The sequence below is a fragment of the Acetobacterium malicum subsp. dehalogenans DSM 11527 genome, assembly GCF_000472665.1.
GTDB lineage: Bacteria > Bacillota > Clostridia > Eubacteriales > Eubacteriaceae > Acetobacterium > Acetobacterium malicum.
Map to the genome: position 1 here is coordinate 1 of NZ_AXAC01000031.1, position 15,497 is coordinate 15,497.

Sequence of the window (15,497 nt, forward strand, 5' to 3'; positions counted from 1 at the left end):
GAAGCTCTATAAAATTAATACCAAAAGTATGCCCATGGTTGAAGTCAAAACGATTGTTTACCGCTATATCCATTATTACAATCGACGACGAATTTACAGTACAAATAATGGCTATCCACCGCTGGTTTATCGGGGGCTTTTTATCGACAATCACCAGCTCGCTGCATAGCATTTGAAGTTTTGATGATTGTTACCGACGATGAGGGCTGGCTATTCTATAGGGGCTTGGAAAATTCCTTGCGCGTTTTGACTGAACTATTATTGACAATTCCAATTATACTACACCTAAAGGTCAGTTTCAATAATAATATATTCCGATTTGCATATGACCCATGTGGCCAATGTGAACAATGGGTAAAAGAAGTAATTTTTTTGCCTTCCATTTGAAAAGGAATTCAGAACGTTTCAATCGTTTTGTTTTCTTTTTTTGCATTTGAAATAAATGGTGTTCCAAATCATATGAGACACTATTTATAAATAAATTTAGGAGGTTTGATAAATGGGTTTTCAAAAAGCGAAGGGTTATATCGGTATGACTGACCCATCAGTTGCAGCATGCCAGGATTGTAAGGTATGTGAATTATTTTGTGCAGCAACACATGATGGTGCCTGTGGTTCAGAATTAAACAGGCTTTGGGAATCAAGCGATATTTTTGCTGGGGAGTACATCACGTATTCATGTAAACAGTGTCTGGCGCCATCATGTATGGATGCCTGCAAGGTTGAAGCAATTTACATCGATGAGGCGACAGGTGCACGATGCATTGACGCTGAAAAGTGTATCGGCTGTAAAGCCTGTATTAAGGCATGTCCACTGGATCCCCCAAGAATTAATTTTGACAGCATCAATAAAAAAGCTAAGAAGTGTGATTTGTGTAAAGACCGGGAAGATGGACCAGTTTGTATTCAAATGTGTCCTACAATGTGTTTACAACTCAAAAAATATTAGTGATAGGGAGATGAAGCTATGAATGAACAATGCGGATGGGCAGGAAAAATATTAAGAGTAAATCTAACGGACGGTACATTTTCAGATGTCGATACCATGCAGTATGTTCCGAAATTTGTCGGTGGTTTGGGGGTTGCACATAAGATTTGGTGGGATGAAATGCCGCCAGGGATTAAAGCATTCGACCCAGAAAACAAACTGATTTTTATGACGGGGCCGGTTACCGGAACAGCGTCACCTTCAAGCGGAAGAGCTGAATTTGTTTCCATATCCCCACACAGTTATCCAGAACAATACGCAAATACCGGTATCGGCGGTTCTTTACCCACCTATCTAAAGTGGTGCGGTTATGATGGGATTATCATCGAAGGTAAATCACCGGTACCGGCCTATCTTTATATCTCAGCAGATGGGCCAGAATTAAGGTCAGCACAGGATATCTGGGGATTAGGGCTAGTTGATGCCCAGGAAATATTACATGACCGTCATGGGGAAAACTCGTCGTCTTATGGGATTGGACCAGCAGGTGAAAACCTGATTCGTTTTGCTATCATCGGTTGCGGCATTCACAGTGCAACCGGCCAGGGTGGTCATGGTGCCGTCATGGGTTCAAAGAATCTCAAGGCCATCACGGTAACCAAGGGCAAACATCAGGTGAAGGTCGCTGATCCGGAAGGTCTATTAAAAACAACCTTGAAATTTGGACCGATCAGAAAACCCATGCCTGTTTACGATATGGATTTGGCCGATGATAAAACAAATCCTTTCTGGGATCGCTGGACGGGCCCGGATCGCAAACCTAATTTCTCAATCAACTGGATGGGGAATGTTCACAATAAACCCTTTAAATTTTTAAGTCATTCCTGTGGATTGGGATGCTATGCCTCCTGTGGTTTCTTTGAATTCAAAAATGTGCCTGCTGTAACCGAACCGAAACTGATACACGCTATGACAGGATGCAACCACACCCGTTATGAGCAGTTTTTCGATCGAGAAAATGAAACAGTACCGGGCGAAAATTTCAGAAAAGGTCTGGAAATTCATGAACTGGCGCAACAATTGGGGTTTGGCCATTTTGATATCATTTATGGTTTTGTTCCCTGGTTGTATTATACAAAAGCTATGGGTCTTGACACCGAATCTAAGGTTGGAATGCCAACTGATGTTCGGTCAAATGTTTGGTGGATTAAACTTCTGAAAATGATTGCCTACCGGGAAGGTTTTGGCGATCTCATGGCTGAGGGAATCCGACGAACGGTGGTGGAATTGGGTGAGGATGAATACGCTCATCCCATTTATGAAGGGCCTGAAGCAGCCAGAGAAGATGCCTGGTTTAAGGTCAGATTGCCACTGGCGCCATTGGGTGCCTGGGGATACACATCAAGAAGTTTGGTTATGGAAATGCCATTCCCAATGGGCATGCCAGGTCTTTTAAACTGGCTAATTGAAACCAGAGATCCTCATCACAGCAAGTGGCCGGATTGGGCGCATAAGCGCTTCGGTGAATGGATGGCAACAGAAAAAGATTATTATAATAGCACCTTCCCACTGGAATGGGCAAAACAAAGTACTATTCGGGGAACACTGTTAGATTCTTTGACTGCCTGCTTCCAATTCCCATTGCGTAAATATATGGGTATGGAATTTGACTATGATGAAGTTGGGGATGGTTCTGATACAACTTCCATGGAATCAATCCTGTTTTCTCAGGTAACTGGATTTAAAGTTACTGAAGAAGAGTTTTTTGAGTCTGGTGAAAGAATTAATACCTTGTTCAGAGCCATTCAGATCCGAAACCATGAACGAACCGCTGATATGGAATTTAATGAGTTAATGCCCCGGCTTTATGATGCCTATGATAAGGATAAATTTAAAATTACTACTCAAAATTGGTATGAATATTTAGGTTGGGACAGAGAAACCGGTTGGCCGACCCGGGAAACGTACGAAAAATATGGATTGAAAGATGTGGCTGATGAACTGGCGAAAATAGATAAATTGCCCCAAAAATAAAAATAGACGTTAATCAGATATTTTTAAATCGATATAGATGAAAGAAGGAGAAAACATGGCAGAAAAATTCGAAAATATCGTTGTTGGTGCTGGCTTTGCAGGTCTGACCTGTGCCGGATATTTGGCTAAAAGCGGCCAAAGGACTCTGCTTTTAGAAAAAGGTTCGGTAATTGGTGGGAGGGCTGCGGCCCACCCTGCCAATGGATATAATGTTGTGATGCATCTGCCACTAATTATGACATCCCTCAATGGTGGTGGTGGGTACGGATGGGCGAATGCAGCAAAAGATTTTGGTGCCGACATTAAACTGCACTTTAGCCGAGAACCGCGGCTTTATCTTAATGGTGTAGAGGATCCATATATGACAATTCCAAAATGCATCACAACCGAAGCTGCTGTTGACTGGATGGAGAGTTTTTTAAAAAAAGCCCGTCCGGATCTCTGGTCTAACAGCTGTAAGTCTGAACTATATCCGATGGTTGATGAGATACTTCACAAGCCATTTAAAGAAATGTGTGAAGAATGGGATGAAGTATCAGTAAAAGACTGGGTTCAATCCCGGAGTATGGATAAGGGGATTGAATATGTGTTTACATCATTGATGGCCTGTTTCTGCTGGACTGCTGATGCGGAATTCACCTGGAACTATGGTTCAGCAGCCAAAGGATTTGTGATGCTGCGCATATGGATTGGCAATCAGGGGGCTATGTCAGTCGCAATCCCTGATCTTCAGCATGGTATATGTGAGCCCATAGCGGAAGCCATTACCACGAATTTTGGTTGTGATATTAGAACAAACTCAGAAGTCATTAAAGTTATCATTGAAGATAATAGGGCGGTTGGAGTTGAAATAAAGGATGGAAATGGAACTATTAAACGAATCGAAGCTAACCGGGTGATTCTTGCCACAACCTGGCTGGATTACCTGAAATTGCTTGAAACAGTGCCGCCAACCTTGCTGGAAACTATGAAAGCTCCTCTTCAACAGAAAATGGGCGGAATCTTTTTAACGTATCAGTTGAATAATTCCATCAGTCTGGATGGAGCATTTACGCTGTTTATTAATCCAAAAACGGGTTCATCAATTCAGGGTGGCTGTGCTCAGAATATTGAGCAGCCATGGAACGTTCCGGAAGGAAAGCAACTTATCTGGGCATATTCGGTAAGAAGTGATGCCGATTTTAATCGATTGGGACTGGAAGGAATTGCGGCGGAAGTTACCCAAAATATGGAATTGCTTTATCCGGGATTTAATCGCGCATTGGAATCTACCAGCCCGGTGAAAGGCGCCAGTTATCCGTCTCATTATCGATTTAGTTCACTTCCTAAGATTCGCCAAAAATCGCCGGATGTGGACGGTCTATTCTTTGCCGGTGAATGCACCTGGCCGATGTATGGCCAGATTACTGATGGAACTGCCAGCACTGGAGCAAACGTCGCTAAATTAATTCTGGAGACGGATGAATTAGCAGGGGTATGAAATAAAACACGGCATGATTGATTTCGAGTGATGAAAAATAAATTCAAAATTAATGTATTTTAATGAAGGGGATCAAATGAATGAAAATATAGTCAGAATGCCCCCAGGAAATGCACCAGATATCCAATGCCATCATTATTTTGATGGCAAATGGGAAGACCAGATGATTTATGTACCCCAGGAACTGCCATTGGCCATTTATATCAATGGCAGAGAACTGGTTACAATTCTATGCTCCCCTTCAAAGCTGAACTTTTTAGTCGTTGGATATTTATTTGCTGAGGGCGTCATCGAAAATATTGAGGATATTAATATTTTAAGAGTCTGTGAGGAGAGTTCAATTGCCGATATCAGATTGAAAAACAATGATTATAAATTGCCTGACAAACGAATTCTCACATCAGGGTGTGGCGGAGGGATGAGTTTGAATAACGGTCATTATCAAGAAAGGCTGGTTTCAACACTGAGTGTGGCACCTGAAAAACTTTTTATACTTGTCAAGCAAATGATAAAAAGCGGAAAAGCTTATTGTTTAAGTGGTGGCAGCCACACATCTGCACTTTGTGATACCAACCACATCATTGCCTTGGGAGAAGATATCGGGCGTCACAATACCTTGGATAAAATCATCGGTGAATGTCTGATGAGGAATATTTCAACTAAGGACAAAATCCTTATAACCAGTGGGAGAATCGCCTCTGAAATGTTAAGAAAAGCGGTCAAGATGGAAATACCTATGGTAGTGTCATTAACTTCCCCAACACAACAGGCGATAATATTGGCTAAGGAATTGGGGGTTACTCTAGTTGGTTATGTCCGGGGCAGCCATATGACTGTTTACGCCAATGAAAAACGACTGGGAATTATAGCAAAAAATGACGAGCATCTCGTATCTGAACAAATAGGCTAAAGAATGACTTCCGGAATGCTTAAAATCCGGAAGTCTATTTACATTTAAAAACAGGAAAAATTATCAGAATAATAGTATAGTAGGTAGTGTAAAATAAGTGGATCAACGGGACATGAAGTGGTGTTTGGATTAAAAGTCTTTGAAATTATTTAAAATACTTGATAAAATTTAGGAGTGAAATCAATGTTAAATATTATATTGCTGGGGATGGTAAGCTTTTTTTCAGATATCAGCTCAGAAATGGTTTATCCTTTAATTCCCTTGTATCTGACATCGGCGTTTGGGGCGACGCCAGTACTTGTCGGGATCATTGAAGGGATTGCAGAAAGTATTGCCAGCTTATTAAAGGTCTACAGCGGTTATATTTCAGATAAGTACAAGCGGAAAAAAATTCTGGCTTTTGGTGGGTATTCCACCGGAATCATTTATAAAATAGCGCTGTTGATTGCCACCTCCTGGACAGGGATCTTGTTTGCCAGAGTGATTGATCGGATTGGAAAAGGGATCAGGACAGCGCCCCGGGATGTTTTAGTCTGTGAAAGTGCGGATACAAACAAGATGGGGAAGGCTTTTGGTATACACAAAGCTCTGGACATGGCCGGATCGGCACTAGGAATCTTAATCGCTTTTTTCCTCCTGTCACAGGCGGAAGGAAACCTTGACTATAAAACGCTGTTCACAATTTCTATCATTCCCGCAGCAATCGGGTTGGTGATCCTACTGTTTGTCAAAGAAAAAAAAGAACTACGAGAAGTCAAAGAGCGAGAACCCTTCTGGAGAAATGTAAAAAATCTGGATGTAAACTTAAAACTTTACCTGGCTGTGACGTTTATTTTCACACTAGGCAATTCGTCCAATGCATTTTTAATTCTCAGAGGAAAGAGTCTAGGCCTAACTGACGCAAATGTGATTTTGCTCTACTTCATTTATAATGTATCAGCAGCTTTATTTTCCGTGCCTTTTGGTCATCTGTCGGACAAGTACGGCCGGAAAAAGATTCTTGTTTCTGGGTATATCACCTTTGCCTTGGTTTACGTCGGGTTTGCTTTTGTCTCAAATGCAGAGGTGCTGGTGATTTTGTTTATCATTTATGGTCTTTACACCGCCATGACAGCTGGCGTTGAACGGGCTTTAATCTCTGAAATTTCACCAGTCAATCTAAAAGGGACGATGCTGGGACTTCAGGCCACTATTGTGGGGATTGCTCTGTTGCCAGCCAGTGTTATCGCCGGCCTGTTATGGAACATCTTTGGACCTCAGGCACCGTTTGTTTTTGGTGCCGGATTGTCTCTGTTTGCCGCCAGTATGCTGATTTTTCTGATGAACCGAAATTCAAAACAAGACGAGCAAATATAAGCTAAACCGGCAAGAATGGGAAAACTATGTAGAGAAATTAAGGTGGAGATAATGAGGGTTGAAATAGGTCTTAAATCGAGCTGCTTCGGTTAGCGTTTTGCGATGCGTAAATAGGATTTCAATAAAAAAAACAGCACTATGCGGTGCAATATCAATTTTTTCAGCAACTTTTTCTGGACAGAAGTCGGCAACCAGAGTGATCTGTTTTTGAAGTTCCAACGGTTTATTGAAAAGTAATAAAATATCTAAATCTGATTTTGTCAGTAATTGATTTTTATTTAATCGAAAGTCATTGGTATTTTCAAAAAAATACTGTTTGATGGCATAACATATATTTTTTTTATCAACATCAAAAGTTTTTTTGATGACTAAAGATTGCAGTTCGGATCCAACAGGTGCGATCGAAAAGTCAAAATCATTGAGACCGGCAAACATATTGGAAAGAAGCTCATCCTCCCGGTAATGTAAGCTGAAATGATCAAGTGCCGGTCTGGTGATGTAATTTCCTTTGCGTGGGATTGTCATGATATAGCCCTCATGAGCAAGAATCATCATGCTTTTCTCAATGGTTGATTTACTGGCGTTGTAAATATCCATTAGTTCGTTTTCAGAGGGTAATCGGCTGCCAGGTCTCAGTTCGCCCGAGATTATTTTATCTGAAATGTCTTTGATGATTTGTTTGTATAGTTTAGTATCCATGCTTATTGACCTCGAATTTTGAAGGCATTCCCTTTAAAATAGCTCTTTCCATAGCGTATGATTTGACTGACCTCATTTCGGGCTGTCGCTTCGATTTGAATAATCGGAAAGCCAATTTCAACTTCTAAGATTGAAGAAATGTGTTCATCAGAAGACAGGACAGCCAAGGTTACATGCTTTTTAATTTTTTCACCATTATCAGCATTTTCGTCAATATTGATGTAATGAAACTCTTTTTCCAGTACCGGTTCTTTAGGATTATAATGAAGATAAGTTATATCATATCCGACGACCTCACCATTATTGAAGATACGCTGTTTAACTTCAATGATCTTTTTTTGAGTGAAATTCTGCATGCGAATACGAAGATCATCGCTCATATCAACAATATCGACAGACAGCAATTTATGTTCAAAATCCTGATCGTCATTTGCTTTGAAATTGATATCAAAATGAGTGAAGTCTGGTTTGCTGACAAAGTGACCTTTTCCCTGAACGCTGTAAATATAGGATTCATTGATCAGTACCGCCAGAGCCTTTCTCACCGTCATCCGACTGATTCCATAGCTTTGACTCATGTAATTCTCGGAAGGAAGGGGATCACCGGGACTTAAACTGCCATCCGCGATGTCTTTTTTGATCGCATTAACAATAATCTGATATTTTGAGAGGGGTGTTTTATTGGCCATTTTTTTCGCGCATCCATTCGTTACATTTGGTGATCCCGGTTTCCGCAGATTTTGTTGCAAAATCAGCTCCGATATAGTTTAAAAGATCCTCAGAGAGGGAAAGTCCGCCGATGATGATTTTAAAATCATTTCTGATATAATTTTTCTTGAACAGATTAACTGTTTCCGTCATGGATTTAATGGCATTTGAAATGATACCACTCATGGCTAAAATATCCGGCTTTGTTGCCAGCGCCTCTTCAAAGAATCTATGCGGTTTGACGTCAACCCCCAGATCAATTACCTCATAACCTTCAGTTAACGCCAGGTTGGTAAAAATGGACTTTCCAATATCGTGTATATCGTTTTCGACAGTACCAATTAGAATTCTGCCAGTTCGCTCAGTTGCTGTTAATGACGAACCCGTTTGTTCCAAATCATCAAAGAAATTTAAGACGCTTTTAAAAACACAGCCTGCCATAATCAGGTCCGCAATATAATAGTCAAGGCTTTCATAGAGAATCCCGATTTCATTCATCCCCAGGATAACATAACGGATAATTTCTTTACGTGTTAAACCATCTGCTACAGCCTGGGACACTAAATTTAAGACCAAATCCTCATCCAAATTACGGACTGCTTCAACAATTTCATCTTTTATCACAGAAGTTCCCCTTTATAATGATTTGCTTTGAACTATACTATATCAAGCATTCAATAAAAAATCAAATCCTGTGATGGATTTGTTAAAAAATAATATTTTACAAAAATAGTTGACAAATGTGCTAAATAGAATTAACATATACATGTACAGGGTAGTCGCGATACCAGATTTTATTTTATTAATTGGAGGTACAAAATGAGTGATCAAAATATTTATGAAGATCGCATTAAATTATTCAAAGATACCATTGAATTAAAGAAAACCGAAAGGGTTCCAAATCTGTCAAATTTCTTTACCTGGAAAATACTGGATTCACCTTACAAACTGAGTGAAGCGATGAATGATTACGATAAAATGGAAAGAATTGTATGTGATTTTCATGAACGGTATCACTTTGATGCTTATATGGATTTGGGCACACGAAATCCCATTCGTGTCACTGATGCACTAGGTGGAGGTGATCACGAGGTCAACGACAAAACAGAATCAATTAATTATTATGATCATGTATTGATGAAATCAGATGAATATCAGGAATTATTAGATAATGAGGTGAAATTTTTATGGACAAAAGTATTTGCCAGAAAGTTTCCAGATACAACACCTGAAAAACTCATAAATGCTGTTCAGGAATTGATGGCTTATGGTCAATTCAATGATAAGATGACGAATAAATTTGTTCAGGAATATCATTGTCCATCTGTTTTTAACATGAATGCTGTGTTAATGCATCCATTTGAGTATTTACATAATAATTATCGAGGCATAAAAGAAGTATCAATTGATTTAAGAAAACGACGAACGGAATTGAAAGACGTCATTGAAAAAAAATTCGAAACCCAAATGCTGCCGGCTCTGGATGCAGCTTTAGATCTGGATACAAGTGCCTATGTGTGTGATACTTACTTTCCAATGCTGGCTCATGCCATCCTTAGTCCTAAACAGTTTGAGGATATTTATTGGCCCCAATTAAAACAAATTATTGACAAGGTCGTGGAAAAAGATAAGACCATTTACATTTTTTGTGAAAGTACCATGCTCCGCTTTAAAGATTTTTTTCAGGATATTCCCAAAGGACATGTTATTCTTCATTTAGAACAAGATGACATCTTTGAAATTCATAAAGAACTGCCTAACATCTGTCTTGCTGGGGGAATGACAACCGATTTGCTCGGTAATGGAACGCCCCGTCAATGTATTGATTATTCAAAAAAATTGATTGATGAGTTGGGTAACGGATTTATTTTTAGTCAGAACAAAATGGTTTCATTCAGAAATGATTGTACCCGGGAAAATCTACTGGCGGTAAATGAATTTATTAGAAATTATTAAGAAGGAGGTCAAAATGATGTTAGAAGAAAAAGATTCAGCAATAGATAACCCGTTTTTAACTTATCCGGAGGGATGGAATCAGGCGGTTGAAAGTTTGGTGTTTCTGCCGGAAGAAATGCGGGAAGGCTTCTTGATTCAATTTATAACAACTGTTACCAGTATGTAAACGATATTTAGATACGGAATGAGTAATTTAACAATTAAGCTGTAGAACTCTCTGCAGCTTATCATATTCTGATTGAAGAAGGTGTTATTGTTGAAAAAAAGTACTAATTCATCAATGAAACGATGGATGATCTGTGGTGGGTGTTTTTTAATTTGTTTTATGGGATATGGATTAGCCTATTCATCAATCAGTCTATATTCGGTGAGCATCTGCGAGGCGTTTGGTTTCAGTCGCGGGCAGTTTTCTGTTGTCATGAGTCTGCTAAGCTTATCCATGAGTATTGGGGCCTTTTCTTACGGTAAATTATCCCAAAAATTGAGTCTGAAGTTCTTAATGATATCCGGCGTAATTATGATTGCTGCAGGGGTACTGTTGATGAGCTTTTCAACGACTCTTCCGATGTTTTATTTTGCTGGTATTCTGATTGGTCTGGGGCTCTCTGTCGCTACGGTTATTCCGGCAAGTATCCTTATGCTGAACTGGTTTGGCGATAAAAGGGGTGGTGCGCTTGGAATTATTCTTGCATCAACCGGAATCGGAGCGATGGTTTTTAGCCCATTAGTCATTTATTTTATTGACTTAAAATCATTCGAATACACGCTGGCATTTTCAGGAATAATTCTGGCCGTTTTACTGGTGCCCGTTGTTGTTTTTGTAATTAAGGAAAAACCAGCTACTCAAAATAAAGAAGAAAGCCAAGCTGAAACAACTTATGAAGAACAGAGACAAGGTCAAAAAAGTGGTCTATCACTTAAAGAAGCCAGAAAAACATTCGCATTTTATTTTTGTACGATAACTGTTGCGATGTATTCGATTGTGTTTGTCGGGGTAACCTATTTTATTCCTTCTTATCTATTGGATATTGGTTTAATGCCAATGGTGGTGGGTGTTATGATCTCACTATTGAGCGGAGCTAATGCCATCGGAAAAATAATAATGGGGAAAATAAATGATGTTTTTAACGTCAGTATTTGCGTAACTTATGGGACCGTTTTATTTATCATTGCCATGGTGATTGCATTATTGATTCAATCACCAGTCATGGCAGGGGTTTTTGCCATTATTTATGGATTGTCCGTGTCAACAGCCTCATTTCCGCTAACCATCATCGTTTCAGACTTTTTCGGGGAAAGGGCTTATGGGGAAATTCTGTCATTTATTCAAGGTATCGCTGGTCTTGTTGCAGCACTTGCCATTCCTATTGCAGGATTAATATATGATACAACGGGTAGTTATAATCTGATTTTTATGATATATATTGGACTCAGTATCATACCATTTGCCACTTATTTTATGGCATTAAAGAAAAAGCCGGTAATTGAATTTTAAATGAAAAATGGACGCGAGAATGCGCCTGATCTTTTTGAATAGAAGATGCGGTATAAAGAAAATTTAATTTTTGATGATGAGGATGCCGATTTAAAATACGGAAATTCTCATAAAAAAAGATGAACGACAAATTAAAGAGGAGAAAAATATGTTAGACTTAAAAATTTTAACACAAGCTTTGGGAGATCTTGAAGAAGATCAGGTTATGGAAATGTTGAAGGAATTTGCGGATACAAGTCCTTCAGAAGCAGAAGCACTGGAAGCAGTAGCGGCTTGTCAGGCCGGGATGGCAATTGTCGGAGAGCTTTTTGAAAGTGGAGAATATTTTGTCGGTGATCTGATTTTTGCCGGAGAGCTATTAACTGAAGCCATCAATGTTTTGAAACCGGCTTTAGGTGGAGGTGCTTCAGTGGTAATTGGAACGATTCTCCTAGGCACGGTCCATGGCGACTTGCATGATATCGGCAAAAATATTTTCAAAAGCATGTCGGAGGCAGCGGGATTCGAAGTTGTTGATTTGGGGATTGACGTCGAAGTGGACACCTTTGTTAAAAAAGCTCAGGAGATCAAACCTCAGATTATCGGCATGAGCGGGGTTTTAACGCTAGCCATTGATTCCATGAAAGATACCGTGGAAGCACTGAAGGAAGCCGGTGTGGATGCTAAAATTATCATCGGCGGGAATCCGGTGACCAAAGAAGCCTGTGCGTTTGTCGGTGCGGATGCCTTCACCACCAATGCTGCCGAAGGGGTTAAAATCTGTCAGGGACTTGTCTAAATTCAAGGAATTAAAACACTATAAGGAGCAATTATGATAATTATTGGAGAGAAAATTAACGGCACCATCCCATTAGTTAAGGAAGCAATTGAAAAACGAGACGCCGACTTTATTGCTGATCAGGCGGTCAAACAGACAGAAGCTGGCGCAAACTTTATTGATGTATGCGCCAGCACCGCCCCGGAATATGAAATTGAAACCTTGAAATGGCTGATGGAAGTTGTTCAGGACGCCACCGATACCCCAGTGTGTATCGACAGTCCCAACCCCCGGGTGATTGAGGCAGTTTTTAAATATGCCAACAAACCCGGGATGCTTAATTCCATTTCCGAAGAAGGCGACAAATGTGAAGTTTTGCTACCACTGTTGGAAGGGAACACCTGGGAAGTCGTGGGTTTGACCTGCGATGATCGGGGCATACCTAACGACGTTAAGACTAAGGTGGATATCACCAAAATTTTAGTGGAAAAAGCAGCCCAATATAGCATCACCCCGGATCGGATTCACATCGATCCCTGTGTCATGGCTTTATCCACGGAAAACAATTCAATGCTGAACTTTGCAGCCGAAATCAAAGCCATCAAAGAACTTTATCCCACCATCCATGTGACTGGAGCCATCAGCAATATTTCCTTTGGCTTACCGCTACGGCCGCTATTGAACAAAACGGCCATGGCCTTTGCCATTGATGCCGGGATGGACTCCGCTGTCATGGATCCGCTTAATCGGGATCTAATGGGTACGATTTTTGCCACATATGCATTAATGGGACAGGATAAACACTGCCGGAAATACAGCAAGGCGTTTCGGGCAGGAGAGATAGGGCAGGTCCATAAATAGATAATAGAATCAAATATTTTTAAAATGACATTTGAAAAGATGAGCCCTGCTACAGCATGGCGATCTTTCGCGATGAAGGCTATAAGGAAAGAGATGTGGATGTGGAGATCCAGATTAATAAGATAATTGACAAAGAACCGGTCCAGGGGTTACCTGAATCGGTTCTTTGTTAGTTTTATTTTCAGCAATGGGCTTCGTTCCGATCTTCATACCAGAAGCTGACACTTTCGGCTACAGCTGCTTCAATGGCGTCGTAGTCTTTGTTTTTAAGACAATTGTACAAATCCAGATGAAAGCGCTCAGCGTTGTTAAAGCGTTCATCGGTATCAATGGTATCCTCAATGGACAGGGCAAAAACTTCATAAATCCCGTTGACGATATTGGAGATATAGGGATTATCACAAATATTGGCAATCGCCACATGATATTGATAGTCCAGATAGGCGGCTCTTTCTTTGTCACCGGATTCATAAGCCACACGGATTTCTTTGATGCGGCTTTTTAAATTTACCAGATCTTTGTCAGTAACCTTGGTCATGGCGGTACGCAGTACCGTTTCGTCCATCATCCGTCGAAATTCGACCATGGCATTATCGCTGCGGGACTGGAAAATAATGCTGTAGATAATGGGGTTAAAGATGGTTGGCGCAATGTGGTCGCAGACGTAGGTGCCGTCCCCTCGTTTGATGGTAACAACACCTAAGGTTGCTAATATTTTCATGGCTTCCCGCAGGGAATTACGGCCTACCTTCAATTCTTCCATCAAAATAAATTCACTGGGCAGTTTTTCACCCACCTTAAATTGTCCGGCGGCAATAGCCTTCACAATCTGGTCAATGATTTTATCAACGATGCTGCCGTTATCGATCGGGGTAAGAGCAGATGCTTTACTGTTATTCTTGAGAAAAGTTTTCATCAAAACCTCTTTACTAATCATAGGATGTTTAAACGTTCTATGATATTATAACAGCTTGTTTGAAAAATATCAATCTTGCTTTGATAGTGTTGAGTATTTCATTCAAGTCTTTGTTTGACAGTAATTTTCAATAAAAGCAAGAGCCGTTTCAGTTCCATTCTCTTGATCGATGATGGCCTTCAGGGCTTGGGCCTTTGATTGGATGGCCTCTTCTTCAAACGCAATGAGGCGTTGGATCAGAGCTTGTGTCGTGACCTGGGTTTCCTTAAGCGGTTTTAGTGCATACCCCTGTTGATAGAGGCGGTTGGCCCAGAAGGGTTGATCCACCGAAAAGGGGATAATCAGCTGCGGTTTACCGCTTTTGATGGCCGCCGCCATGGTTCCCACGCCGCCATGATGGACGATCCCTTTGCCATGGTGAAACAACAATGAATGGGGCGCGGCGTCAATGGTCAGCAGATGCTCATTCTCATCAAAGTGAATGCCGCTGTTGCCAGATAAAAGGATGCCCCGCTGATGGGTGGCATGAAGGGCTTCCTGTAGATGGTTTTTAAATTGTTCTGGAGCTTTAAGGGGCATACTGCTAAACGAGATGATAATCGGTGCTGGTCCCGAGTTTAAAAAGGCCGTTAATGTCGAATCGAGGTGCTCTGTTTGGGAATCAAGATAAAAAAAGCCAGGAGTCAGAACCCGACCCTCCCAGCTTGTGACTTCTGGAAATAAGGCCTTGCTGATCGGATAAATGATCGGGATGACTTGACCATTCAGGGAAAAGGTGTAGAGTCCGCTTTTACGTTTGGGCAGATGCAAGGTTTTTTGTCTGAAATCATTGACCTCTTTGATGCTTGATCGCTCGGCTTGGGCAATCACCGAGTAGGTCCAGAGATTCAATCGCTTTCCGAGATTTTTGGTTGGCGAGATGGCCAGGTTGGGAAATTCATCAATCGGAAAGGTAATTGGCACCGGGGGAATGCTGATACAGGGAATGTCGAGAACTTCGGCAATATCCGGAGCACCGAAAGCCTTGGGATGATAGAGGATCACATCAGATCCCTGGGCAGCATCATAGAACTGATCCAGGGTTTGTCGAAAGGCCGGATTGACCACTTCATCCAGATACTTTTTGGTGCGAAATGGATGGTGCAGAGCATGTTTGAAAACCATTTGTCCTTCCTCGGTTTCCAGCATCGCCATCAGATCACTGGCAGCTTCTTTAAATTCGATGCCGGCTGCTTCAATAAATGGCTTGAATGTTTTTCCGGTACAGATCACGGCCTGATGCCCTTTTTCCAACGCTTTTTGTGCCAGGGCGACAAAAGGTTGAACATCCCCACGGGTTCCCAAGGTTAAGATTGAAATTTTCATTAATGACTCATCTCCTCTTTTCAGTTTGCAAT

General features: G+C 40.9%; 15 protein-coding genes and 1 riboswitch. Of the genes, 10 read left to right on the forward strand and 5 right to left on the reverse strand.

Translation table 11 applies throughout. The annotated features are described in order from the left end of the window. The first annotated feature begins 300 nt into the window (after positions 1 to 300). Positions 301 to 410: riboswitch (molybdenum cofactor riboswitch) on the forward strand. Positions 411 to 499: 89 nt separating this feature from the next. From A3KS_RS22680 to A3KS_RS0112455, 5 genes are all read left to right on the forward strand, one after another. After that, a complete protein-coding gene (locus tag A3KS_RS22680) occupies positions 500 to 949 on the forward strand; it encodes a 4Fe-4S dicluster domain-containing protein (protein WP_051355852.1) in 450 nt (149 codons plus the stop codon). An 18-nt stretch (positions 950 to 967) separates the two neighbouring features. Next, positions 968 to 2,962, forward strand: coding sequence for an aldehyde ferredoxin oxidoreductase N-terminal domain-containing protein (locus A3KS_RS0112440; protein WP_026395195.1), 1,995 nt, complete (start codon positions 968 to 970; stop codon positions 2,960 to 2,962). Between the two features lie 37 nt (positions 2,963 to 2,999). Then, positions 3,000 to 4,442, forward strand: coding sequence for a phytoene desaturase family protein (locus tag A3KS_RS0112445; protein ID WP_084504997.1), 1,443 nt, complete (start codon positions 3,000 to 3,002; stop codon positions 4,440 to 4,442). Positions 4,443 to 4,518: 76 nt separating this feature from the next. Beyond that, positions 4,519 to 5,352, forward strand: coding sequence for a formate dehydrogenase accessory sulfurtransferase FdhD (gene fdhD, locus A3KS_RS21185; RefSeq protein WP_051355853.1), 834 nt, complete (start codon positions 4,519 to 4,521; stop codon positions 5,350 to 5,352). A gap of 183 nt (positions 5,353 to 5,535) precedes the next feature. Continuing rightward, positions 5,536 to 6,708 carry an MFS transporter gene (locus A3KS_RS0112455; protein WP_026395197.1) on the forward strand — a complete coding sequence of 391 codons (1,173 nt, stop codon included), beginning with the start codon at positions 5,536 to 5,538 and terminating at the stop codon, positions 6,706 to 6,708. Between the two features lie 24 nt (positions 6,709 to 6,732). Here the strand turns inward: A3KS_RS0112455 and A3KS_RS22685 are convergent, their stop codons facing one another. From A3KS_RS22685 to A3KS_RS0112470, 3 genes are read right to left on the reverse strand one after another with little or no spacing between them, the layout of a single operon-like run. Continuing rightward, entirely contained in the window at positions 6,733 to 7,407 is a 675-nt protein-coding gene (locus A3KS_RS22685; RefSeq protein ID WP_026395198.1) for a GntR family transcriptional regulator, read from the reverse strand. Between the two features lie 2 nt (positions 7,408 to 7,409). After that, a complete protein-coding gene (locus A3KS_RS22690; protein ID WP_051355854.1) occupies positions 7,410 to 8,096 on the reverse strand; it encodes a GntR family transcriptional regulator in 687 nt (228 codons plus the stop codon). Beyond that, positions 8,086 to 8,739, reverse strand: coding sequence for a cobalamin B12-binding domain-containing protein (locus tag A3KS_RS0112470; protein ID WP_051355855.1), 654 nt, complete (start codon positions 8,737 to 8,739; stop codon positions 8,086 to 8,088). The genes A3KS_RS22690 and A3KS_RS0112470 overlap by 11 nt, the downstream gene beginning before the upstream one ends. Before the next feature lie 195 nt (positions 8,740 to 8,934). Here A3KS_RS0112470 and A3KS_RS0112475 point away from each other — a divergent pair, with 195 nt between their 5' ends. The 5 genes from A3KS_RS0112475 to A3KS_RS0112495 all read left to right on the forward strand — a co-directional run bounded on the left by A3KS_RS0112475 (position 8,935) and on the right by A3KS_RS0112495 (position 13,184). After that, complete coding sequence (locus tag A3KS_RS0112475) at positions 8,935 to 10,071, forward strand: uroporphyrinogen decarboxylase family protein (protein ID WP_026395200.1); 1,137 nt, start codon at positions 8,935 to 8,937, stop codon at positions 10,069 to 10,071. Between the two features lie 13 nt (positions 10,072 to 10,084). Then, the gene (locus A3KS_RS23505) at positions 10,085 to 10,237 is read left to right on the forward strand and encodes a hypothetical protein (RefSeq protein WP_169727704.1); all 153 of its coding nucleotides are present in this window, start codon (positions 10,085 to 10,087) and stop codon (positions 10,235 to 10,237) included. A gap of 90 nt (positions 10,238 to 10,327) precedes the next feature. Further along, positions 10,328 to 11,566 carry an MFS transporter gene (locus tag A3KS_RS0112485; RefSeq protein WP_156913261.1) on the forward strand — a complete coding sequence of 413 codons (1,239 nt, stop codon included), beginning with the start codon at positions 10,328 to 10,330 and terminating at the stop codon, positions 11,564 to 11,566. Positions 11,567 to 11,714: 148 nt separating this feature from the next. Next, positions 11,715 to 12,344, forward strand: a complete 630-nt coding sequence (locus A3KS_RS0112490; protein ID WP_026395202.1) for a cobalamin B12-binding domain-containing protein — start codon at positions 11,715 to 11,717, stop codon at positions 12,342 to 12,344. Between the two features lie 33 nt (positions 12,345 to 12,377). Next, the gene (locus A3KS_RS0112495) at positions 12,378 to 13,184 is read left to right on the forward strand and encodes a methyltetrahydrofolate cobalamin methyltransferase (RefSeq protein WP_026395203.1); all 807 of its coding nucleotides are present in this window, start codon (positions 12,378 to 12,380) and stop codon (positions 13,182 to 13,184) included. Between the two features lie 181 nt (positions 13,185 to 13,365). Here the strand turns inward: A3KS_RS0112495 and A3KS_RS0112505 are convergent, their stop codons facing one another. Continuing rightward, positions 13,366 to 14,100: a FadR/GntR family transcriptional regulator gene (locus A3KS_RS0112505; RefSeq protein WP_026395204.1), complete on the reverse strand. Its 735-nt coding sequence runs from the start codon at positions 14,098 to 14,100 to the stop codon at positions 13,366 to 13,368. Positions 14,101 to 14,202: 102 nt separating this feature from the next. Continuing rightward, on the reverse strand, positions 14,203 to 15,465 hold the full coding sequence (locus A3KS_RS0112510; protein ID WP_026395205.1) for a glycosyltransferase: 1,263 nt from the start codon (positions 15,463 to 15,465) through the stop codon (positions 14,203 to 14,205). Between the last annotated feature and the right edge of the window lie 32 nt (positions 15,466 to 15,497).

Excerpts from the sequence above, each read along its gene's own strand:
- A3KS_RS0112510 (WP_026395205.1), bottom strand. The coding sequence starts at position 15,465 with ATGAAAATTTCAATCTTAACCTTGGGAACCCGTGGGGATGTTCAACCT.
- A3KS_RS0112455 (WP_026395197.1), top strand. The coding sequence starts at position 5,536 with ATGTTAAATATTATATTGCTGGGGATGGTAAGCTTTTTTTCAGATATC.
- A3KS_RS22685 (WP_026395198.1), bottom strand. The coding sequence starts at position 7,407 with ATGGATACTAAACTATACAAACAAATCATCAAAGACATTTCAGATAAA.
- A3KS_RS22690 (WP_051355854.1), bottom strand. The coding sequence starts at position 8,096 with ATGGCCAATAAAACACCCCTCTCAAAATATCAGATTATTGTTAATGCG.
- A3KS_RS0112505 (WP_026395204.1), bottom strand. The coding sequence starts at position 14,100 with ATGAAAACTTTTCTCAAGAATAACAGTAAAGCATCTGCTCTTACCCCG.
- A3KS_RS23505 (WP_169727704.1), top strand. The coding sequence starts at position 10,085 with ATGATGTTAGAAGAAAAAGATTCAGCAATAGATAACCCGTTTTTAACT.
- A3KS_RS0112445 (WP_084504997.1), top strand. The coding sequence starts at position 3,000 with ATGAAAGAAGGAGAAAACATGGCAGAAAAATTCGAAAATATCGTTGTT.
- A3KS_RS0112440 (WP_026395195.1), top strand. The coding sequence starts at position 968 with ATGAATGAACAATGCGGATGGGCAGGAAAAATATTAAGAGTAAATCTA.
- A3KS_RS0112490 (WP_026395202.1), top strand. The coding sequence starts at position 11,715 with ATGTTAGACTTAAAAATTTTAACACAAGCTTTGGGAGATCTTGAAGAA.
- A3KS_RS0112475 (WP_026395200.1), top strand. The coding sequence starts at position 8,935 with ATGAGTGATCAAAATATTTATGAAGATCGCATTAAATTATTCAAAGAT.
- A3KS_RS0112495 (WP_026395203.1), top strand. The coding sequence starts at position 12,378 with ATGATAATTATTGGAGAGAAAATTAACGGCACCATCCCATTAGTTAAG.
- fdhD (WP_051355853.1), top strand. The coding sequence starts at position 4,519 with ATGAATGAAAATATAGTCAGAATGCCCCCAGGAAATGCACCAGATATC.
- A3KS_RS22680 (WP_051355852.1), top strand. The coding sequence starts at position 500 with ATGGGTTTTCAAAAAGCGAAGGGTTATATCGGTATGACTGACCCATCA.